The organism is Clostridium sp. AN503 (assembly GCF_040719375.1).
Classification (GTDB): Bacteria; Bacillota; Clostridia; order Lachnospirales; family Lachnospiraceae; genus Brotaphodocola.
Genome location: NZ_JBFDTP010000002.1, coordinates 1,464,874 through 1,486,050 on the forward strand (window position 1 = coordinate 1,464,874; position 21,177 = coordinate 1,486,050).

General features: G+C 51.1%; 21 protein-coding genes and 1 tRNA gene. 16 read left to right on the forward strand and 6 right to left on the reverse strand.

Annotated elements, in window-relative coordinates:
- Positions 1-7 precede the first annotated feature (7 nt).
- A complete protein-coding gene (locus tag AB1I67_RS14000) occupies positions 8-682 on the forward strand; it encodes a UDP-N-acetylglucosamine pyrophosphorylase (RefSeq protein WP_367030481.1) in 675 nt (224 codons plus the stop codon).
- 72 nt (positions 683-754) lie between these two features.
- Here AB1I67_RS14000 and AB1I67_RS14005 read toward each other — a convergent pair whose 3' ends face one another.
- Positions 755-1,549, reverse strand: coding sequence for an IclR family transcriptional regulator (locus AB1I67_RS14005; protein WP_367030482.1), 795 nt, complete (start codon positions 1,547-1,549; stop codon positions 755-757).
- 165 nt (positions 1,550-1,714) lie between these two features.
- On the opposite strand from AB1I67_RS14005, the gene AB1I67_RS14010 reads away from it, so the two are divergent.
- From AB1I67_RS14010 to AB1I67_RS14035, 6 genes are read left to right on the forward strand one after another with little or no spacing between them, the layout of a single operon-like run.
- A complete protein-coding gene (locus tag AB1I67_RS14010; RefSeq protein WP_367030483.1) occupies positions 1,715-2,656 on the forward strand; it encodes an NAD(P)-dependent oxidoreductase in 942 nt (313 codons plus the stop codon).
- Positions 2,657-2,703: 47 nt separating this feature from the next.
- Positions 2,704-4,038, forward strand: coding sequence for an extracellular solute-binding protein (locus tag AB1I67_RS14015; protein ID WP_367030484.1), 1,335 nt, complete (start codon positions 2,704-2,706; stop codon positions 4,036-4,038).
- A 14-nt stretch (positions 4,039-4,052) separates the two neighbouring features.
- On the forward strand, positions 4,053-4,937 hold the full coding sequence (locus tag AB1I67_RS14020) for a sugar ABC transporter permease (RefSeq protein ID WP_367030485.1): 885 nt from the start codon (positions 4,053-4,055) through the stop codon (positions 4,935-4,937).
- 16 nt (positions 4,938-4,953) lie between these two features.
- The gene (locus AB1I67_RS14025; RefSeq protein ID WP_367030486.1) at positions 4,954-5,799 is read left to right on the forward strand and encodes a carbohydrate ABC transporter permease; all 846 of its coding nucleotides are present in this window, start codon (positions 4,954-4,956) and stop codon (positions 5,797-5,799) included.
- Between the two features lie 4 nt (positions 5,800-5,803).
- Positions 5,804-7,171 carry a glycoside hydrolase family 5 protein gene (locus AB1I67_RS14030; protein WP_367030487.1) on the forward strand — a complete coding sequence of 456 codons (1,368 nt, stop codon included), beginning with the start codon at positions 5,804-5,806 and terminating at the stop codon, positions 7,169-7,171.
- 12 nt (positions 7,172-7,183) lie between these two features.
- Positions 7,184-8,527, forward strand: coding sequence for an FAD-dependent oxidoreductase (locus AB1I67_RS14035; protein ID WP_367030488.1), 1,344 nt, complete (start codon positions 7,184-7,186; stop codon positions 8,525-8,527).
- Positions 8,528-8,607: 80 nt separating this feature from the next.
- Here AB1I67_RS14035 and upp read toward each other — a convergent pair whose 3' ends face one another.
- Together upp and AB1I67_RS14045 are read right to left on the reverse strand one after the other, a co-directional pair.
- A complete protein-coding gene (gene upp / locus AB1I67_RS14040) occupies positions 8,608-9,237 on the reverse strand; it encodes a uracil phosphoribosyltransferase (RefSeq protein WP_367030489.1) in 630 nt (209 codons plus the stop codon).
- An 83-nt stretch (positions 9,238-9,320) separates the two neighbouring features.
- Positions 9,321-10,217 (reverse strand): hypothetical protein, encoded by an 897-nt coding sequence (locus AB1I67_RS14045; protein WP_367030490.1) that lies wholly within the window; start codon positions 10,215-10,217, stop codon positions 9,321-9,323.
- Positions 10,218-10,396: 179 nt separating this feature from the next.
- Between AB1I67_RS14045 and AB1I67_RS14050 the strand changes: the two genes are divergently transcribed.
- The 4 genes from AB1I67_RS14050 (at position 10,397) to AB1I67_RS14065 (ending at position 13,484) form a co-directional block, all read left to right on the forward strand.
- Positions 10,397-10,906 (forward strand): AAA family ATPase, encoded by a 510-nt coding sequence (locus AB1I67_RS14050; RefSeq protein WP_367030491.1) that lies wholly within the window; start codon positions 10,397-10,399, stop codon positions 10,904-10,906.
- A gap of 191 nt (positions 10,907-11,097) precedes the next feature.
- Positions 11,098-11,850 carry a GNAT family N-acetyltransferase gene (locus AB1I67_RS14055; protein WP_367030492.1) on the forward strand — a complete coding sequence of 251 codons (753 nt, stop codon included), beginning with the start codon at positions 11,098-11,100 and terminating at the stop codon, positions 11,848-11,850.
- A gap of 97 nt (positions 11,851-11,947) precedes the next feature.
- Complete coding sequence (locus AB1I67_RS14060; RefSeq protein ID WP_367030493.1) at positions 11,948-12,415, forward strand: peptidoglycan-binding domain-containing protein; 468 nt, start codon at positions 11,948-11,950, stop codon at positions 12,413-12,415.
- A 16-nt stretch (positions 12,416-12,431) separates the two neighbouring features.
- Positions 12,432-13,484, forward strand: coding sequence for a ComEC/Rec2 family competence protein (locus tag AB1I67_RS14065; protein ID WP_367030494.1), 1,053 nt, complete (start codon positions 12,432-12,434; stop codon positions 13,482-13,484).
- 122 nt (positions 13,485-13,606) lie between these two features.
- Here AB1I67_RS14065 and AB1I67_RS14070 read toward each other — a convergent pair.
- Positions 13,607-13,689, reverse strand: a tRNA-Leu gene (locus tag AB1I67_RS14070).
- Between the two features lie 88 nt (positions 13,690-13,777).
- The gene (locus AB1I67_RS14075; protein WP_367030495.1) at positions 13,778-14,974 is read right to left on the reverse strand and encodes an LL-diaminopimelate aminotransferase; all 1,197 of its coding nucleotides are present in this window, start codon (positions 14,972-14,974) and stop codon (positions 13,778-13,780) included.
- A 215-nt stretch (positions 14,975-15,189) separates the two neighbouring features.
- Between AB1I67_RS14075 and AB1I67_RS14080 the strand changes: the two genes are divergently transcribed.
- The 3 genes from AB1I67_RS14080 to AB1I67_RS14090 are packed head-to-tail and all read left to right on the forward strand — an operon-like array spanning position 15,190 to position 19,075.
- Complete coding sequence (locus AB1I67_RS14080; RefSeq protein ID WP_367030496.1) at positions 15,190-15,540, forward strand: zf-HC2 domain-containing protein; 351 nt, start codon at positions 15,190-15,192, stop codon at positions 15,538-15,540.
- A gap of 30 nt (positions 15,541-15,570) precedes the next feature.
- The gene (gene polA, locus AB1I67_RS14085; protein ID WP_367030497.1) at positions 15,571-18,213 is read left to right on the forward strand and encodes a DNA polymerase I; all 2,643 of its coding nucleotides are present in this window, start codon (positions 15,571-15,573) and stop codon (positions 18,211-18,213) included.
- Between the two features lie 22 nt (positions 18,214-18,235).
- The gene (locus AB1I67_RS14090) at positions 18,236-19,075 is read left to right on the forward strand and encodes a D-amino acid aminotransferase (protein ID WP_367030498.1); all 840 of its coding nucleotides are present in this window, start codon (positions 18,236-18,238) and stop codon (positions 19,073-19,075) included.
- A 25-nt stretch (positions 19,076-19,100) separates the two neighbouring features.
- On the opposite strand, the gene sfsA is transcribed toward AB1I67_RS14090, so the two are convergent.
- Positions 19,101-19,865, reverse strand: coding sequence for a DNA/RNA nuclease SfsA (gene sfsA, locus AB1I67_RS14095; RefSeq protein WP_367030499.1), 765 nt, complete (start codon positions 19,863-19,865; stop codon positions 19,101-19,103).
- 198 nt (positions 19,866-20,063) lie between these two features.
- Between sfsA and AB1I67_RS14100 the strand changes: the two genes are divergently transcribed.
- Together AB1I67_RS14100 and AB1I67_RS14105 are read left to right on the forward strand one after the other, a co-directional pair.
- Positions 20,064-20,621, forward strand: a complete 558-nt coding sequence (locus AB1I67_RS14100; RefSeq protein ID WP_367030500.1) for a DUF523 domain-containing protein — start codon at positions 20,064-20,066, stop codon at positions 20,619-20,621.
- A 97-nt stretch (positions 20,622-20,718) separates the two neighbouring features.
- Complete coding sequence (locus AB1I67_RS14105) at positions 20,719-21,177, forward strand: SseB family protein (protein ID WP_367030501.1); 459 nt, start codon at positions 20,719-20,721, stop codon at positions 21,175-21,177.

Genomic DNA, 21,177 nt, shown 5'->3' on the forward strand with positions numbered 1-21,177 from the left:
CAACGAAATGAAGAAAGAAAGCATGAAGACCACAGATCTGTTCAGCCTGGAGCATACCATGGCGAAATCACTGTTAGAGAAGTACGAGTACCCGTGGGAGGCGCTTGCGCATATCGAGGAGTTTGTGATGAAGCTGGGAGCGTCCCTGCCTGAAGATGAGTACATGAATCCGGCAAAGGGCATCTGGGTTCACAGAAGCGCCAAGATCGCGCCGACGGCAGGGATCATCGGACCGGTCGTCATCGGACCGAAGGCGGAGATCCGCCACTGCGCTTATATCCGCGGTAAGGTGATCGTCGGCGCTGAGGCCGTGGTCGGCAATTCCTCCGAGCTTAAGAACACGATCCTGTTTGACAATGTGCAGGTACCTCACTACAACTACGTGGGCGATTCTATCCTGGGCTACAAGGCCCATATGGGGGCCGGTTCCATCACCTCCAATGTGAAGTCTGACAAGACGCTTGTGAAGGTCCATGCGGAGGACGGCGATATCGAGACCGGTCTTAAGAAGTTCGGCGCCATGGTCGGCGACAACGTGGAGGTGGGCTGTGGTTCTGTGCTGAATCCTGGAACGGTGATCGGTAAAAATACCAATATCTACCCGCTCTCCAGCGTGCGCACCTGTGTGGATGCGGGTTCGATCTATAAGAATCAGGGCGAGGTGGCCAAGAAGCAGCAGTAGCAGTATAGAAAAAGAAACGGCATACCATATCCAATTTACCAGGATGTGGTATACCGTTTCTTTTTTCTAGATCTAAAACGTATTTTTCAGCGACTGGTATCCCAGCAAATTCGACAGCTTTTCAGAAATTTCCCTCATGTAAGGGATCTGCTGCTCAAAGAATTCATTGGTCAGGCGGAGCGAAGGTCCGGTGACGCTGAAGCCCGCCTGGATCTTTCCGGTATAATCATAGATGGGAAACGCAATGCAGCGGGTCCCGATCTCACACTCCTCATCGTCAAATGCATAACCGTTTTCCCGAACGGTCTGAAGCTGGGCAGCCAAAGCTTCCTTTGTGGTCAGCGTCTTGTCAGTAAAACGTGCAAGCCCCATCTTCTGGATCATCTCATCCAGCTGGGAATCAGAATATTTGGTCAAAAGCAGTTTCCCGATGCCGGTGCAGTGGAGCGGTGCAATGTTGCCGATCCGCTGCATAGCTTTGACGATCTGTCCCGGCGCCTCTATGACATCGATATAGACCACCTGGTGATTGTGATTGATCCCAAGGCAGGTGGTCTCTCCAACAGTCTGGGCAAGCTCGCGCAAAAAGGGACGCGCCGTCTTGGGAAGCTGCTGGTGGTTCTTCACCTGCTGCCCAAGGGCGCAGAGCTTGTAAGTGAGGTAGTACTTTGAAGATACCGGCTCCTGGGCAACGTAGTTCATATTGACCAGTGTGGCAAGAAAACGGGATGCGGTGCTGTTGTTCATGCCCAGAGCCTGGGAAATATCGATCAGACGCAGCGGTTCATCCTGCAACGATAAAAATTCCAGCAGATTTAAGAGCTTTTCTGAGGATTGATTGCTGGAAGTTGGTTCATTTGATTTCATAAACAATCTCCAATCTTTTAATAATTAAAACTATATTATCATAATAGAAAAAGTATTGCAAGAATCAAAAATATATCTTGTAAAATGCTTCCAAATATGGTACTATTATTTCATAAATAAAAATGCTATTTCAATAAATAAAATAGTAAGAAGGGAGAGAGGAACATGAAGATTGTATTGCTGGAATCACTGGGGGTTCGCGATGAGCTCATGGCGGAATATGTGAAACCTTTAACAGAGAAAGGCCATATATTCGAGCAGTACCAGCGGGACATGGACCCGGAGAAGCAGAAAGAGCGTCTGAAAGATGCGGATGTCCTGATGATCGCCAACATGCCGCTGAAACAGGAGGTGCTTGAAGCCTGTGAGCAGCTGCGGTTCATCGATGTTGCATTCACGGGTGTGGACCATATACCGGTAGCCTACGCAAAGGAACATCACATTGCCGTGAGCAATGCCTCCGGTTATTCCAATGATTCTGTTGCGGAGTTGATACTGGGGATGGCCATCTCCCTGCTGAGAAAGGTCCCCACAGTCGATGCCAGCACGCGAAACGGGAAAACCATCGGTACGGATATCGGGCATGAGCTGAAGGGTAAGACGGTCGGCATCATCGGGACCGGAGCCATCGGCAGCAGGGTGGCAGAACTGTTCTTGTGCTTTGGGTGCAGGGTGCTTGGGTATGACGTATATCCGAAAGAGCTCCCGGGGGTTGAAAACGTGGAGTTGGAGGAGCTGTTGAACCAGTCTGATATTGTGACGCTGCATTGTCCGATGATCGAATCCACAAGGGGACTGATCAATGAAACCACCATCTCCATGATGAAGGAGGGAGCGGTCCTGCTCAATGCCTCCAGAGGGCCGGTGGTCGATCTGGCGGCGCTGTCCGCAGCTTTAAAGGCAGGAAAGCTGTCAGGGGCCGGCGTGGATGTATATGAGATCGAGCCGCCACTTCCGCAGGACCATCCGATCCTGTCGGCGCCCAACACGATCCTGACTCCGCATATTGCGTATCTGAGTGCGGAATCTATGGAAAAGAGGGCGAAAATCGTATTTGACAGCCTGAATGCGTGGCTCAGGGGAGAGCAGATCAACAAGATCGTGTAACAGGAAGTGCAGCAAAGAGGAGAAGTATTCCATACGAGGTGAAAAAAATGAAGAGAGCGAATCAGAAAAGATGGACGGCTATGGCAGCAATGGGTATGGCAGCGGCATTGTTACTGACTGGGTGCGGCGGGGGCGCGGCTCAGGATACGAAGGCAGCAGGCAGCACGGCTGTGGACGGAGGGAATGGCGGCGGAGCAGAGCAGGCCGCAGAGCCGGTCACACTGACCATGTGGGCTATGAGCGATGATGAGAAATGCTACAACGCTGTGATCGAGGCGTATCAGAAGGATCATCCCAATGTCAGCGTGGAGCTGGTACTGTACTCGTCACCGGAGATTGACAAGGCGCTGACCACTGCCCTGGCAGGGAGAGATGACATCGATCTGTTCGTCACCAATGGCGGGCAGTATCTTGCGGCGAAGGTCGGTACCGGGATGGCGGAAAATCTGGATTCCTATATTGAAGCATCCGGATTGGATGTATCAATCTATGGGAGCGATTACGAGAGCACACTGTACGACGATGGAAGCGCTTACGGCCTGCCTTACCGGAACTCCGTATCACTTTTGGTCTACAATAAAGATATTTTTGATGAGCGCGGAGTGGAATACCCAACGGCAGATACCACCTGGGAGGAACTGACTGGGATCGCACAGAAGGTTACCTGGGGAGAGGGCGCCGACAAGGTCTACGGCTTTTACAATGCGTCGAGGAACAGTGACTGGATGGGGCCGGCCACGACGAATGGGATAACTTATCTGTCTGACGATCTGTCCCTGATCCAGAAGGCGATGGAGCTGAAACTGGATGCCTGCGAAAAGGGCGTCATGCTGTCAAACTCCGCTTATACGGCAACGGGGATCGGAGTAAGGAATATGTTTACTGCAAGGAAGAGCGCCATGTATGTGGGCGGTGACTGGACCATCGGCCAGCTGAGGGGCGATTATGAATCCGGCACCTTTACAGATACGTGGGATATCGCGCCTATGCCTACTTTGGGTGAAGGCTACGCGAAAAACACATCCATGGGCCAGTATGTATATGCTTCGGTGTGTTCCTATTCCGAGAATAAAGCTGCGGCCTATGATTTCCTGGAATTCTTATGCGGGGAGCCTGGAGGAATGATCTTTGCGGAGATGGGGACCCTTCCTGCCATCCGTACCGAGGCGGCAAAAACAGCGTTCTGCGGCGATGGCACACAGATGCCGGCAAGCATCGGCACATTTTTTGATACAGCCACAGTACAGGGCACGCCCGTCCGCTCCGGTATTTCTGAGCTGGATACCTTCTTAAAAGCAGAAGCTGACCTGGTGTTTAACGGTGAGGAGACCCCGGAAGAAGCGATACAGAAGCTGTATGAAGAGCAGAAAAAGTATAAATAACATGGAGAATCCCTATGAATAGAAAAAACAAGGTGGTTTTACGCAATACAATAAAAGGATATCTGTTTTTACTGCCGAACTTCCTGGGATTTGCATTTTTCACCGCGATTCCTGTAGTAGCCGTGTTTGTGTTGTCCTTTACCGACTGGAATGCGTTTAAAGCTCCTAATTTTGTGGGACTCAATAACTTTCTGACTCTGTTTACGGATGCAAACTTCAAGCAGTCGCTGGTAAACAACTTTACCTACACATTGATTTTTGTGCCGGGAACGCTGATGCTGGCGCTACTGTTTGCACTGGGCTTAAACCAGAAGATCAGATTCAAGGAAGGCTTTAGGGTGATCTACTTTCTGCCCCACATTACCTCCATGGTGGCGGCGGCCATGGTATGGAGGATGATCTTTAATGATACCTATGGCCCCCTGTCCAATTTTCTAAGAACGGTGGGAATCGATCCTCCAGGATGGCTCAGCAACTCAAAATGGGCGCTGATATCGATCACAGTCATGAGTATCTGGAAAAATTACGGCTATTATATCGTGATCCTGTTAGCCGGGCTTGCAGGAATCCCGTATCAGCTGTACGAGGCGGCAGAGCTGGATGGAGCGAACAGGTTTCAGAAGTTTCGGTATATCACATGGCCCATGCTGAGCCCTACGATGTTTTTTGCGCTGATCACCTGCATCATCAGTTCGTTCAAGGTGTTTGACGCGATCAATATCATGACGGAAGGTGGTCCCGGACGTTCCACTTACGTGCTGGTATACACGATTTACACGGAGGCGTTTCAGAATTATAAATTCGGTTATGCATCGTCGGTTGCCCTGGTGCTGTTTTTGATCATACTGATCGTGACACTGATCCAGTGGAGAGGACAGAAGAAGTGGGTGGAATATTAAAGAACAGGAGCGGATTATGGAACATAAAAATCAGAGAAAATTGAAGAAAACCCTGTGGAACACATTGCTGTACTTTGTGCTGATCCTCGGTATGGTGACTTCACTGCTGCCGTTTATCTGGATGCTGTCCGGCTCGCTGAAGACGAATAATGAGCTGTTTGCATGGCCGATCGTATGGATACCTGAAACGCTGCACTGGGATAATTTCACGAAGGTGATCACGCAGATCCCGTTTTTTACATATTTTTTCAATACACTGAAGTTGTCCGTGATCAATACCAGCCTTCAGGTGATCACCTGTTCCCTGGCGGCCTATTCATTTTCCAAGATCACCTATCCAGGCAGGGATAAGCTGTTTTTGGTGTATCTGGGGACCATGATGGTACCGTTTCAGGTAACAATGATACCACAGTATATTATCATGAACCATTTAAAGCTTACCAATACTCACATGGCTTTGATCCTGATCCAGGCATTTTCACCATTCGGGGTGTTTTTGCTGAGGCAGTTTTTTATCAGCATTCCCACGGAGCTGTCTGAGTCGGCGAGGATTGACGGGTGTTCGGAGCTTGGCATTCTGTTCCGGATCATCATTCCGCTGGCAAAAGGTGCGTTGGCGACCCTGATCACCTTCACGTTTACATTTGTCTGGAACGATTATCTGGGACCTATGATCTACCTGCACAAGGATTCCATCAGGACGATCCAGATCGGGCTGCGCGTGTTCCAGACCACAAACGGAGTGGAGTACAACCTGATCCTGGCGGGCACGGTGATGGGACTTCTGCCGCTGCTGATCGTGTACTTTACCTGCCAGAAATATTTTACACAGAGTGTTACAGCCACAGGCTTGAAAGGATAAGAATATGATGTTTTCTACTAAAGGGATGTCGATCATGAAGGACGGGGAGCCCTTTGTGATGAAGGGGTTTAATCTGGGAAACTGGATGATGCTGGAACGGTTTATGTTCGGGTTTCCAGGCGTCGACCAGCTGTTCCGCAGATACTTCAGGCATTATGCCGGAGAAGAAAAATACGACCGTTTTTTTGACTGCTACTATACGACCTATTTTCAGGAACAGGACGCCGCCGCCATGAAAGCGATGGGATGCAATACGATCCGGATCCCGTTTAATTACAGGGTATTTGAGCATGATCTATACCCTTACGTATATGATTCCTCGCCGTTTACCTATATGGACCACGTGGTGGAGGTCTGTGCCAGATATGGGATCTACTCTGTTATTGATTACCATGCCGTTCAGGGGTATGAGAATGCATTTCACTGCTGTGACAACATAACAGGGGTCATGGAGCTGTACCATAATGCGGAGTGCCAGAACCGGTGCGTGAAGCTGTGGGAATATGTGGCAGATCATTTTAAGGACAATCCCAATGTGATCGGATATGACCTGATCAACGAACCGGGGCCGAAGGATGACGAGGTGGAGCAGTTAAAGGCGCTGTACCGTAAGATCATCCGGGCTGTAAGAGCCATCGATAAGGATCATATCCTGTTTCTGGAGGGACCGGCCCTGTCAAACCGGTTTGACGTCATGGACGAGGTGTTTGACGACAATATGGGATATTCGCCTCATTACTATCACTCCGGGCCGAAGTTTGCGGCAATGAAGGATGACCGTCAGTGGCGGGATGCCATAGAACAGGATATTGATACAAGGAGCAGGATGTGCGAGAAGCTGGATATTCCCTGCTGGTTTGGTGAAATGGGAATATCGCTGGGGATCTATGATGAGGTACGTCTGCGTTGTATGGATATAACGCTGGAGCTTTTGAATCAGAGGGGTTATTCGTGGAACCTGTGGACATGGAAGGATTTGTACCGGATGGGACTGTACAGTACTGCCAAGGATTCTCCGTGGCGCAGGCAGACGGACCGGTTTATCCGGCTGAAAGCAAAATACAGGCTTGACGCCAGCAATGTAGAACCGTGGGAGTGCACGGAGGCGTTTTTTGCAGCGTTTGACCAGGATTTTGCAGAATACCGGCAGGTCAGTGATTTCAGTGTTGACGGGAACCGTCTGGACAATCTAAAGCACCGGCTCTGGAACAATGCGGCCAATGCAGTCAGCGAGATCCTGGTGGAGGATTACGCACAGCTGTTTGCGGAGCGGTCCATGGAGGAGCTGGAAGAAATGATAAGCTCGTTTTCCCTGGAAAACTGTGTGAGAAAAGAAAACTGGTATCAGGTATTCCACAAACATATGAGATAGGAGGAGAAGGTTATGGGGACGATGAAAATAGAAGGCGACATGGTTAAGATCGATCGGGAGGAGATCCCGGTAGTATGGCGGGGGGATGTCCTGGTGGCAGGAGGAGGACCTGCCGGGCTGGGCGCTGCCATCGCGGCGCACCGCAAGGGGAACCGGACACTTTTGCTCGAACAGCATGGATTTTTGGGCGGTATGTGCTCCTATGGGGCGGGAATGCCCTTAGGCGGGGCGTATCCGGGTCTGAGGACCATTGGAGGGATTGCGGAAGAGATCCTGACTATGGTGAGGAATGCAGGAAAGGATGCGGCTGACGTCAGGCATATGCCTCTGTTTGGAGACTGGTACTTCCATGATTCCGAATATTTTAAATCCATGATCTCTAAGATGGTTCTGGATGAAAAGCTGGAGGTACGCCTTCACACCTTTGCCGGCGGGGTGATCATGGACGGGGACCGGAGGGTTGCGGGGATCATCGCGGATTCCAAATCAGGCAGACAGGCGTATCTGGCAAAAACGATCATCGATGCCACCGGAGATGCAGATATCTGTGCATGGGCAGGCGCTGCCTTTGAGAAGGGCGATGAGAATGGCGCCATGATGGGCGTTACGATTGTGTTCAACATGGGAGGCGTGGATACGGATGCTTATTCTGAATACTTAAAAACAGATCCGGGGCTTAAGAAAGCGCTGCAAAAAGCGGAGGAGAACGGATATCCGGTCAATAAGGATGACAAGTATACCAGCATCCACCTGGGTATGAGGCCCAATTCCCTGTTCATGAACTCTGTCCGTATCCGGAATATTGACGGGACCAGCGCAGAGGACCTGACGCGTGCCGAGTTGGAAGGCCGCGTGCGCATGATGGAGCAGGTTGGATTTTTCAGGGAATATGTTCCGGGATGTGCAGACTGCTATATTATGAACTCCGGCGCGCAGGTGGGGATCCGTGACACGAGGAGGATCGTGGGAGAGGATTATCTGAGTATGGAAGACTGCCTCAGCTTGAGAAAAAGGCCGGACAGCGTTGTACTCAGGTGTACAGGCCCGTTTGACAACACCACCAGGGGGATGGAGCGGGAATATGTGCTCAACGATATTGATATGGAGCAGTGGTACGATATTCCTTATGGCTGTATTGTTCCGAAGGATTTGGACAACGTGGTGGTAGCGGGGAGAACCTTCTCCTGCCATTATATGGCGCTGACCAGCTCAAGAGGCCAGGCCCTGCTGATGGGATTGGGACAGGCGGCGGGTACTGCGGCGGATTTAGCGATACGGTCGGAAGCTCCGTTTAAGGCAGTGAATGTGAAGGCTTTGCAGGATGTTTTAAGAAAGGACGGCTGTGTTTTAGATTAACAGCTTAGTTTAACGTGAAAGATGCCCGTCTGAGGGGAAATGCTTCAGACGGGCATCTTGCTATATTATTATTTTTATTATTATTTCGTTCCGAAGATCCGGTCTCCCGCGTCTCCGAGACCCGGACAGATATAGGCGTTTTCATTGAGGCAGCGGTCCAAATGCCCCACATAGATCTGGATATCCGGATGGGCTTTGTGCAGACGCTCCAGGCCTTCCGGTGCGGCAATGATCGCCATGAATTTGATGTTCTTTCCGCCGTGCTCCTTGATGAAGTCAACAGCAGAAACGCCGGAACCGCCGGTTGCCAGCATCGGGTCGGTCACCACGATGGTTCTCTGCTCGATCGGGGTAGGCAGCTTGCAGTAGTACTCATGAGGCTCATGGGTCACTTCGTCGCGGTACAGGCCAATATGACCGACCTTTGCGCTCGGTACAAGAGCCAGGATACCATTGACCATTCCCAGTCCAGCACGGAGGATCGGGACGACAGCCAGTTTTTTGCCGGCGATCATGGGAGTCATACAGGTCTCGATCGGTGTTTCGATTTCTACATCCTCCAGGGGAAGATCGCGCAGGGCCTCATATCCCATCAGCATGGCAATCTCCTCTACAAGAGCGCGGAACTCGTTGGTCCCGGTACGTTTGTCACGCAGGATGGATATTTTGTGCTGTATCAGCGGATGGTTAAAAATTGTTACGTTTTCCATAAGTCTAAGTATCCTTTCTCCTAAGTTGATAATATCATAACCCTTTCCGATTTTACCAGATATGACAGCAAATAGCAAGAGTCCTATTTAGTATCCGGCGTATACGCGATGATAGCGTAATCTCCTAATGCATGAGCGACCGGGATGGAGAAATAGATGTCACCCTCATGTTCATAGCTGAAGCAGGACGGGAGATAGCCGTCAAACGGGAAGTCCGCGTTTTTAAAAAGGCCCGTATAGTATTCCAATGTCTGTTCGTTCTTTGCCCTCATCAAATCTGACTTTAAGGCTTCACTGGACTCCGGGAACACACAGTCGCCGGACAGCACATAGCCAGCCAAGGTGTATGGGTCTGCAAAATCCTCCAGTCCGAGATTGGATACTTTTGCCACATCGATCGTATTGCTGTAGAACAGGTTGGTGGGGAAGGCCGCTCCCTCCGGCGCAAGGGTGCCGGTGTAGGTGACGGTTATCCGGCTCCGGTCCGCAGCAAGCACTTTGCATGTGATCTGAAGGGAATCGGTTGCTTCGTCAATACCGCTTGCCTGTATAGAGGAGAGCGCATTTTTTTTCAGAAGCTCGTTGATCCTGACGGCTTTTTCACTGTCATCCATGGTCACAGACGGGTACTGGATGGACACTTTGCCGGAAGCGTAGGTATTTATGGTGGTTTTTAAGCTGGTCACCAGCGAGGCGGCGCCTGAGCCGGATCCGGAAGTCTTACCGCTGTTTGCGTTGGCTGCATTCTCAACGGCAGCATCTAAGGTGATGGCAGCAGTCGTCTCAGCCGCGGTTGTCTCCGCCTTAGAAGTTTCGGGAGCCATGGTCTCGGCTGCGGTGGTGTGGGTGCTTGATAAATCGATCTTTTCATGCTTGTTCTTTTTGCATCCCGTGATCAGGCAGGCGGCGCTGAAGGTGATCAGGCAGAGGTAAACGGCTTTTTTGCGGGCATGGCTCCGGCTGGGGCTGTATTTTATCATAGAGAGTCCTCCTTTGTAAGTACGTGTGAAATAAATAACTGGATTTATTATAGCTTAAAAAGAAGCGGATGAACAGAGGGAAAGTCTTACGGTAGTTTTAAGCTTTTGAGATGACAGGAGCTGGTGGACATGCTACAATACTCTTAGAGGTCCGTGCAGTTCGGTCATGGAGGAGGACAATGAAGACATTATATCTGATTGGCGGTACCATGGGGATAGGAAAAACCACGGTATGCCGGCAATTAAATAAAGAATTACATAACAGCGTTTTCCTGGATGGCGACTGGTGCTGGGATTCCGATCCGTTTCAGGTTACCGAGGATACGAAAGCAATGGTATTGGATAATATCCGTTATCTTCTGAATAATTTTATTCATTGTCCGGCATATGAAAATATCATTTTCTGCTGGGTCATGCATGAGCAGGCGATCATAGATGATATTGTGCAGCAAATCGATACGGAATGCTGCCGGGTAGAGCCAATCTCTCTGATCTGTGATGTGCAAACTCTGATAAAAAGGCTGGAAAAAGACATAGGTGACGGTCTCAGGGATCGAGAGGTCCTTGACAGGAGCGTGAAGCGGATTGCCTGTTATCAGCAGTTGAAAACCAGGAAAATAGATACGTCTGAAAAACAGATCCAGGATATTGTGAGAGAAATCATAGAAAGGCAGGGATGCATATGTTAAAAGTTGCAGCAGCTTTGATACTTGGCTTGATATTCACCGGTTCTTCTGTACAGAAGGAGAGCAGTGCTGAGCGTAAAGGCAGGAACCGGGAATATCTACTTTTCAGGCGCTTCGGCCGTATATGACTTTGACATAAGTTTTGGACTTTCAGACGATATCAAATATTATTTGGACTGATAGATGGTGATGGAATGAATATGGATTTTATAAACCTGACGGAAGACAACCTTGCCGATGAGCATTTATGCTGCATTATCCGCAGCAAAAAGCCTCATCCCGGCGTCGAGGCTAAAAGAAAATGGCTTGCGGACCGGCTGCGGGAAGGGCACGTCTTCCGAAAGCTGAATGAAAAAGCAGTTGTTTTTATGGAGTACGCCCCGCTTGAGACAGCCTGGGTGCCCATAAACGGTGATCATTATATTTACCTGTACTGTTTATGGGTTAATGGCAGCCACAAGGGGAAAGGATATGGGAAAGCGCTGATGGAGTACTGCCTGGAGGATGCCAGGGCAAAGGGAAGATCCGGCATCTGTATGCTTGGGGCGAAGAAACAGAAGGCATGGCTTTCCGACCAGTCATTCGCGAAGAAGTATGGCTTTGAGACTGTAGATACCACAGATAACGGATATGAACTGCTTGCACTTTCCTTCGACGGTACCGTGCCTCAGTTCGCGCCTAATGCCAAAAAACAGATGATAGAGGATGGGGAGCTGACTATTTATTATGACTTTCAGTGTCCTTATATTAGTCAGAATCTTGACGCGGTAAAAAAGTTCTGCGGGGAGAATGGCATACCTGTATCACTGATCCAGGTGGATACCCTGCAAAAAGCCAAAGCGCTTCCCTGTGTTTTTAATAACTTTGCAGTTTTTTACAAAGGGAAATTTCAGACTGTGAATTTGCTGGATGCTTCTCAATTGGCACGAATGATTAAAAATGCGTAGAAAACGACATAAAACGCGTAAAACATGTAACGACTTCTATACTTCCCTTCAAACTCATGCTATAATGATTACAAAATAGCATGACATGGAGGGAACTATGAGAAAAAACAAACTGGCTGTTCTGCTGGCATCAGCCCTGATCTGTACCGCCGTTCCGCAGATCAATCCGATCCCGACAGATACGATTGTTGCAGAGGCACACGGCGGGCGCACGGATTCACGTGGTGGACACAAGGACAACAAGAATAAAAGCGGCCTGGGTTCTTATCACTACCATTGCGGCGGTCATCCGGCACACCTTCATACGGATGGCGTGTGCCCTTATTCATCCGCTTCCAGCAACACCACATCGTCCGCGTCCCAAACGTCATCAGATACCAGCACCTCTGAAACGATAAAGCAGGTGCAGCAGGCGCTTAACGATCTGGGATATGACGCTGGAGAAGCGGATGGGGTTATGGGCCAGAAAACGAAAAGTGCAGTGGAGCAGTTTCAGAAGGATAATGGACTGGTCATCGACGGGATCATTGGGAAACAGGTAAAAGATGCACTTGGCATATCATAACGGCAAGGGTCTCGGGATGAAAAAGATCAGGAGATCCCTATGCAGCCTGCTGCTGGCCGCGCTGGTCACGGTGACAGCTGCGCCTTCTGAACTGATGGCTTCGCCGCCTGACAAGATGGAGGTGCACTTTATTGATGTGGGACAGGGCGACGCAACCCTGATCAAATGCGGCGGCAGGGCAATGCTCATTGATGCCGGAGATGATTCAAAAGGAACTGCAATTCAAAATTATCTTCAAAAGCAGGGCGTTAAGAAATTGGATTATCTGGTTTTGACTCATCCGGATAGCGACCATATCGGCGGCGCTCCAGTGATCATAACCAAGTTTGATATTGATAAAGTCTTTGTGTCAAACTTTGAAAAGGACAACAGGACCTATGAGAAATTGATCCAGGCGCTCGATTATAAAGGACTGAAGTACATCACCCCGGAGGTTGGGGCAGCGTATGCTCTGGGGACTGCCTCCATAAGGATTCTTGGTCCGGGGAAAAGCTATCAGAATCCCAATGATTCCTCTGTGGCTCTTATTGTACAGAACGGCAGCAACAGATTTTTGTTTACCGGGGATGCAGAGGAAGCTGCGGAACAGGATATCCTTATGAACAACGAGGATATAAAAGCAGATGTTTACCAGGTTGGACATCACGGAAGCAAAACGTCTACCAGTGAAGCGTTCTTTGAGGCGGTAAGCCCGGCCTGTGCAGTGATCAGCTGTGCAGAAGGGAATTCTTACGGGCATCCCAGTGCGCAGACTCTGAATACATTCCGTATGAACGGCGTGAAGGTGTACAGGACCGATGAAGAGGGGACGATCATAGCGGTTTCAGACGGGACCAGGATCACATTTGATGTGCCTCCGTCAGAATCGTGGAGACCCGGCGAGCCGTCCGGTTCCTCCGCTGCGCAGAGCGTAAAAAAGGAATTAACTTATGTACTGAATACAAAGACCAAAAAGTTCCACAGGCCATCCTGCGGTTCTTTGCCGACGGCGAACCGTAAAGACTCATCGGAAAGCAGGAGCAGTCTGATATCAAAGGGATATTCGGCATGTAAAGTATGTAAACCGTAAGAAATAAGAGCAGGGTATGAGTGTGGATACCTGCTCTTTTTGTTATGATCCTTTATGAAATGGAAAAGTCCCGGAAACCATGTAATTACAAGGTTTCCAGGACTTTTTGCCCCTGCCAAGGATGCCGGCGGCCGGACTTGAACCGGCACGAGGTTGCCCCCGTCAGATTTTGAGTCTGATGCGTCTGCCATTCCGCCACGCCGGCTTACTTACGCAACAAACGTATTGTAGCATAAGTACCGGAATTTGGCAAGTGATTTTTTCGTATATACAATTTATCCAATTAGAACAATTTAAAACAGCGCCTCAAAACGCTCCATGGCTTCAAGGGTGTTCTCACGGCTGCCGAACGCGGTCAGGCGGAAGTAGTATTTCCCGTTTTCGCCAAAGCCTGCGCCTGGTGTGCCGACCACCTGGATCTCATGCAGCATCCGGTCAAAGAATTCCCAGGAATCCATGCTGTCCGGGCATTCAAACCAGATATACGGGGAATGGACGCCGCCAAAGAAACGGATATTTTTTCGTTCCAGGGCGTTTGCGATGATGCGGGCATTTTCCTGATAATACCGGATGTTTTCCCGGCACTGTGCCATGCCTTCCTCTGTAAATACCGCAGCGGCGCCGTTCTGGACAATGTAGGAGGTGCCGTTGAACTTGGTGGACTGTCTGCGGTTCCACATGGCATGAAGAGACATTTCTTCGCCGTTCGAGGCGGTAAAAACAAGTTCCTCCGGCACAACCGTGTAGCCGCAGCGGGTGCCGGTAAAGCCTGCTGTTTTTGACAGGGAGCCAAATTCGATCGCGCAGCGCTTTGCCCCCTCGATGGCATAAATGCTCCGGGGCAGTTCCGGGTCGGTGATGAAGGCTTCGTAGGCAGAATCAAACAGGATGACCGCCTGGTTTGCCAGGGCATAATCCACCCACTCTTTCAGCTGGTCCTTGTTGTAGACAGCGCCCGTGGGATTGTTGGGGGAGCACAGGTAAATGATATCGGCGTGCAGGTTTTTATCCGGCATGGGCAGAAAGCTGTTTTCTGCATTCCCGGACATGTAGGTGATCTTTTTGCCGCTCATCACATTGGCGTCTACGTAGACCGGGTAAACCGGGTCGGGGATCAGGATCACATTATCCACGTCGAACAGCTCGGAGATATTGCCGGTGTCGCTTTTAGCCCCGTCCGAGATAAAGATGCTGGAAGGCTCTACCTTTACGCCGCTGCGGGCATAATAGGATGCGATGGCGTCCTGGAGGAACGGATAGCCCTGTTCCGGTCCATACCCTTTGAAGGTTTCGGATGAGGCCATGGCGTCCACGCCCTCGTGAAGTCCCTTTAAGGCCAGCGGAGCCAGCGGGAGGGTCACGTCGCCGATGCCGAGGCGGATGATCTTCTTGTCCGGATGGGCCGCGGTGTAGGCGGCAACGCGGTGTGCAATCTCGACAAACAGATAGCTTTCCTTTAAGTTCTGGTAGTTTTCATTTAATTTTGGCATGAGGATTTCCTTTCTGTTGTTATTGCGGACTGGTTGGGGACAGCGCCGCGTTATTTATAATGGACGATTCTAGCAGAGAATAAAAATCAAGTCAACAAAATGAAAAAAAATCCTGATTAAATTGAAAATCATCCAGGATTATTGTATGATTAAGAGTGAATGAACAAAAATAAAGATAATCGGGCAGGATAGAGAAGGAGAGACGGGGTGACAGTATGTTGAGCTGCAGGGAAGCGGAGAAGATGGTAATGCCATTTATTGACGGACAACTGGATGAGCAGGAACTGGAAGCGTTCTTGAACCATATCCACGGCTGTCCGGCCTGCAAAGAGGAGCTGGAGATATATTATACCGTCTCGCTGGGACTGAGGCAGCTGGATTCCGGGACCGGTGTTTATGATATCACCGGGGCGCTGGAGGAGAGCCTGGATACCGCATGGATCAAGGTGCGGGCCGTCCGGCTGCGCAAGGTGGTCTGCTATGCGGTGAATACCCTGTGTGTGACAGGCGTGCTGACCGTGCTGGTGATGCAGCTGCGCATGTGGGCACAGAGCGGCAGATTGTAAGAGACAGAGAGACAGAGAGGAAGACCTGATATGGGAAAACTTGTATTGATAGACGGACACAGCATTTTAAACCGGGCGTTTTACGGCGTTCCGGAACTGACCAATTCTGAGGGACTCCACACGAACGCGGTGTATGGGTTCCTCAATATTATGTTTAAGATCCTGGAGGAGGAGAAGGCGGACCATCTGGCGGTAGCCTTTGACCTAAAGGAGCCGACCTTCCGGCATAAGATGTTTGCGGATTACAAGGGCACCAGAAAACCCATGCCGGAGGAGCTGAGGGAGCAGGTGCCGCTCATGAAGGAAGTGCTGGCGGCCATGGGAATCCCGATCATGACCATGGCGGGATATGAGGCGGATGATATCCTCGGGACCCTGGCGAAGAGAAACCAGGCGGCAGGCGTGGAGGTTTCCGTGGTCTCCGGTGACCGGGATCTGCTGCAGCTTGCAGACACCCATATTAAGATCCGCATACCCAAGACTTCCCGTGGAGGGACAGAGGTGAAGGACTATTATCCGGAGGACGTAAAGCGGGAGTACCAGGTGACGCCGACGGAGTTTATCGATGTGAAAGCTCTGATGGGGGACGCCTCCGACAACATTCCCGGAGTTCCCTCTATCGGAGAGAAGACGGCGACCAGCCTGATCGTCAATTACGGCAGCATTGAAAATGCACACGCGCATTTGGATGAGATCAAGCCTCCGCGGGCGCAGAAGGCGCTTTCAGAGCACTATGACATGGCGGTGATGAGCAAGGAGCTGGCGACGATCTGCCTGGACTGCCCCATTGATTTTTCCTATGAGGATGCTGAGATCGGCAACCTTTATACACCGGAAGCCTATCAGTATATGAAGCGTCTGGAGTTTAAATCCATCCTGGCCAGATTTGACGTGCAGGACGTGGGCGGCACCTCTCTGGAGGAGAATTTCTGGACGGTTGCGGATCTGTCTGGTGTGGAGCAGGTGTTTGAGAAGGCGAAGGCGGCGGAGCGGGTCGGCTTCCAGCTGGTGCTGGAACAGGACAGGATCGGCGGCCTGGCGCTCTGTTTCGGGGAGACGGATATCTATGCCATCCCGGTGGACGGGATGTTTATCACGGGACCGTATCTGTGTGACAAGCTGAAAGCGCTGGTGGGAGCCAGGGAAGCCTCTGTGGCTGTTTTGAGCTTAAAGCCGCAGCTTCCGCATCTGAACCTGGACTATGAAAGCCCGGTACTGGATGCCGGTGTGGCTGGGTACCTCTTGAATCCGTTAAAGGATACCTATGATTATGACGATCTGGCGCGGGACTATCTGGGGATGACCGTACCGTCCAGAGCCGATCTCCTTGGAAAAGCTTCCATCAATGAAGCGCTGTCCCAGGGGGACCAGAGCGCCGTCAACTGCGTCTGTTATATGGGGTATATTGCATGGAAGGCCATGCCTGTGCTGGAAGAAAAATTAAAGGAACAGGGGATGCTTTCCCTGTTTTTGGAGATGGAGATGCCTCTGATCTACAGCCTGTACCATATGGAGGCGGCAGGAGTCCGCGTGGATAAAGAGCAGCTTAAGGAATACGGCGACCACTTGAAGGTGCGGATCGTGAAGCTGGAGCAGGAGATCTACGAGCTGGCCGGGGAGCAGTTCAACATCAATTCCCCGAAGCAGCTGGGAGAGATCCTTTTTGAGCGGATGCAGCTTCCCCATGGCAAGAAGACCAAGACTGGATACTCCACGGCAGCGGATGTGCTGGAAAAGCTGGCGCCCGATTATCCTGTGGTCCGGATGATCCTGGATTATCGTCAGCTCACCAAGCTGAATTCCACCTATGCGGAAGGACTTGCCGTCTATATCCAGGATGACGGCAGGATCCATGGCAGATTCAACCAGACGATCACAGCCACGGGACGCATCAGCAGCACAGAGCCGAACCTTCAGAATATACCGGTGCGCATGGAGCTTGGAAGGGCGATCCGCAAGGTGTTTGTGCCGGAGGAAGGTTATATCTTCGTGGATGCCGACTATTCACAGATTGAGCTGCGTATCCTGGCCCACATGTCGGGAGACGAGCGGCTGATCAGTGCATACCGGGACGCCCAGGATATCCATGCGATCACAGCCTCCGAAGTGTTCCACACGCCCCTTGACGAAGTGACTTCCCTGCAGCGGCGCAATGCCAAGGCGGTCAACTTTGGGATTGTTTATGGGATCAGCGCCTTTGGGCTGAGCGAGGACTTGAGCATCAGCCGGAAAGAGGCGGTGGAGTATATCAACAAATATTTTGACACGTATCCCGGGGTTAAGGTGTTCCTGGATGGCCTGGTGGCCCAGGGGAAGGAACAGGGCTATGTGACCACCATGTTTGGACGGAGGCGGCCGATCCCGGAGCTGAAATCGGCAAACTTTATGCAGCGTTCCTTTGGGGAAAGGGTTGCGATGAATTCTCCGATCCAGGGAACTGCGGCCGATATCATGAAGATTGCGATGATCGCTGTGGACCGGGAGCTGAGGGACCGTCACCTGAAGTCACGGATCGTGCTCCAGGTACATGATGAGCTTCTGGTGGAGACTCACGAAAGCGAAGTTGAGGAGGTTACCGGGATCCTTGTGGATAAGATGAAACACGCGGCGGCCCTGAAGGTATCTCTGGAGGTGGAGGCCCATACCGGAGACAACTGGATGGATGCAAAATAAAAAACAGGAGGATAAGGATATTATGGAAAATTTAGGATACTACAATGGCAGGATCGCACCGATCGAAGAGATGATGGTTCCCATGAATGACCGCGCCAGTTATTTTGGCGACGGGGTATACGAGGCGACCATGGTGAGCAACCATAAGATCTTTGCGCTGGCGGACCATATCGAGCGTTTTTATAACAGCGCGGGTCTGGTACAGATTGAGGTCCCCTATACGAAACAGGAGCTGGCAGATATTTTAAATGACCTGGTGCAGAAGGTGGATTCCCCGGATCAGATGCTCTACTGGCAGGTGACCCGCGGAACGGCGCCCAGAAACCATATTTTTCCAAAGGATGTGAAAGCGAATCTTTGGGTAACGATCAAGCCCATGAAGGTGAAGGATCAGGGGAAGAAGCTGAAACTGACTACGGCGGAGGATACCCGTTTCCTCTGCTGTAACATCAAGACCCTGAACCTGATGCTCAACTGCATGGCGGCAAACCGGGCGGAGGAGCTGGGGTGCGATGAGAGCATCTTCCACAGAGGGGACATCGTTACGGAGTGCGCCCACAGCAATGTGAGTATTTTAAAGGACGGCGTTCTGTATACCCATCCGACAGACCACTATATCCTGCCGGGGATTACCAGGAAGCATATCATCCAGATCTGTAAGGATCACAATATCCCGGTGGATGAGACTCCCTTTACCATGGCCCAGCTGATGGATGCGGATGAGGTGCTGGTCACCAGTTCCACCCAGCTTTGCCGGAGCGCAGGCAGCGTAGACGGCGTACCGGTGGGCGGAAAGGCTCCGGAGCTTGTAAAGCTGATCCAGGAAGCTTATATGGATAAATACATAGACGAGACGAAGTGATAAAAAAGGCCGGCTTTAAGCGGCGTCAGTCTGAGCGGCTGACACCGTTTAAAACGGCCTTTTCGTTGTCTGTTTCCGTTTGTCCGCATGGGAACACCGGGATGAGCTGGTCCAGAGCCAGGGAATCCTGTGTGACCAGGCAGTCGCAGGCGAGGATCGTTACTCCGTGGGAAGCGGCATGGACTAATGCTTCGGCAAATTCCGGATGGGTGGCGCGGTTTGGCTCGAAGGCGTGCACGCCTTTCATGGCGATGACAAACATGGCGTAGGCGTGGAAGCCTTCGGATACGGCGTGCTCCAGCTCTTTTAAATGCTTGATGCCGCGTTCTGTGGGGGCGTCGGGAAAGCGGGCGACGCCGTCCTGTTCCAGCGTGACGCCCTTTACCTCCATGAATGCCGGGATTCCATCCTCCTCGAATGCCAGATCGATGCGGGAGTCTCCAAACCGGACTTCCCTGCGGATCTTTGTGACTGTAGCGCCAGAGAGCCCACCTTGAGTGAGCCATTCCCAGGCAGCCTGATTGGGGGCCTGAGAATCCATGTTGACCAGCTCCAGGCCGTGGGGCATGGCCTTATAGACGCTGATGAGGGAGTATTCCGTCTTTCTCCCGGCGGCAGCGGCGTCCGGATGGTACTTAAGGATGACGGGCGCGCCCGGGATCAGCAGCTCCCGGCAGCGGCCTGTGTTTTTTACATGGCATTTTACACGGGTTCCGTTCAGATCGCAATAGGCGATAAAGCGGTTGGGGCGTTCTAAAAAAACGGCGGGCATCATATGGTCGTATTTCATGAGAAAAAATCTCCGTTCTTGTTCTTAAATGCTGTCTCCTGGAAATCTTGCCAGTTTTCATTGTGTTTGTCAAGGGAAATGTGCTATAGTAGGAGAAATGTTGCAGGTCAGTGCAGGGAGGCGGTTGTTACGGGCGGGAACTGGCTGATCTGCAAGTGGTTTCGGTTAAGGCCGCGGAGGAAGGTGAGGATGGACATTATGAGCAGGGAATATAGAGAAGGCGTGAGCGCAGGGGTACCTGGGGACGCGGGTAGCGAGGGGAAGGTTCATGTCCTGGTGAGTGCGTGCCTGTTGGGGGTACATTGCAGGTACAATGGAAAGGGTGTGCTGGACGACGGTGTGCTGGGACTTATGCAGGATGCAGAGCTGGTTCCGGTCTGCCCGGAGGTGCTTGGCGGGCTGGCGACACCGCGTCAGCCCGCGGAACGGGTGGAAGACCGGGTTGTTACTGTAGATGGCGTCGATGTGACGGCTCAGTACCAAAGGGGGGCAGAAGAGACGCTGCATCTGGCAAGGCTTTATGACTGCCCGTGCGCGGTCCTTAAGGAGAGAAGTCCCTCCTGCGGCTGCGGCGTGGTCTATGATGGGACGCATACGGGGGGCCTGACGGAAGGGGACGGAGTGACTGCGGAGGTTCTTAAGGCGGAAGGTATAAGAGTCTTTGGGGAGAGCAGGACTTCGGAATGCAGGACTTTTCTGGAGATTATAAAGGGAGAAGCGGACAGAATGGAAAACCAGACCAATCCAGAAAAATAAAAGATTTTATAAATGAGGTCTTTCCCGAATTTACCGGATATGTTATAGTATGTCCTAGAGCAAAAGTAAAAGAATACAAAGAGAGGTTTTATAGAATATGAATAATCAATCATCTGAAGAAGTAAAAAACCCGAAACTGGTACAGGCAATGCTGGATTTGAAAAAGCATGATAACCCATATACCCGCGGTGTCCTGGCAGCTGCGCTGATGGATGCAAGGCTGCTGTCGCCGATCCAGAGGCAGACTGTCCTGACCGAGAAGGAAGGACCGTCCGCAAGGATCAAGTTTGAAGACATCCAGAATACGGAAGGGGAGAAGTTTTATCTTGCGTTCACGGATATGGATGAGTATGCCAAGTGGAATGAAGACGGAAAGCACAATCAGGCGCTGATCATGACCATGGAGGATTTCGGCAATATTTTGATCCGCCATATCAATGATCTGAGAGGCTTTGTGATCAATCCATATGGGGAGAATGTCAGCATCACCAAGGATCTTCTTTTGTCCCTGCTGAAACAGAGAGAGGCAAAGCAGAACGCAAACCGGGGCAACTAA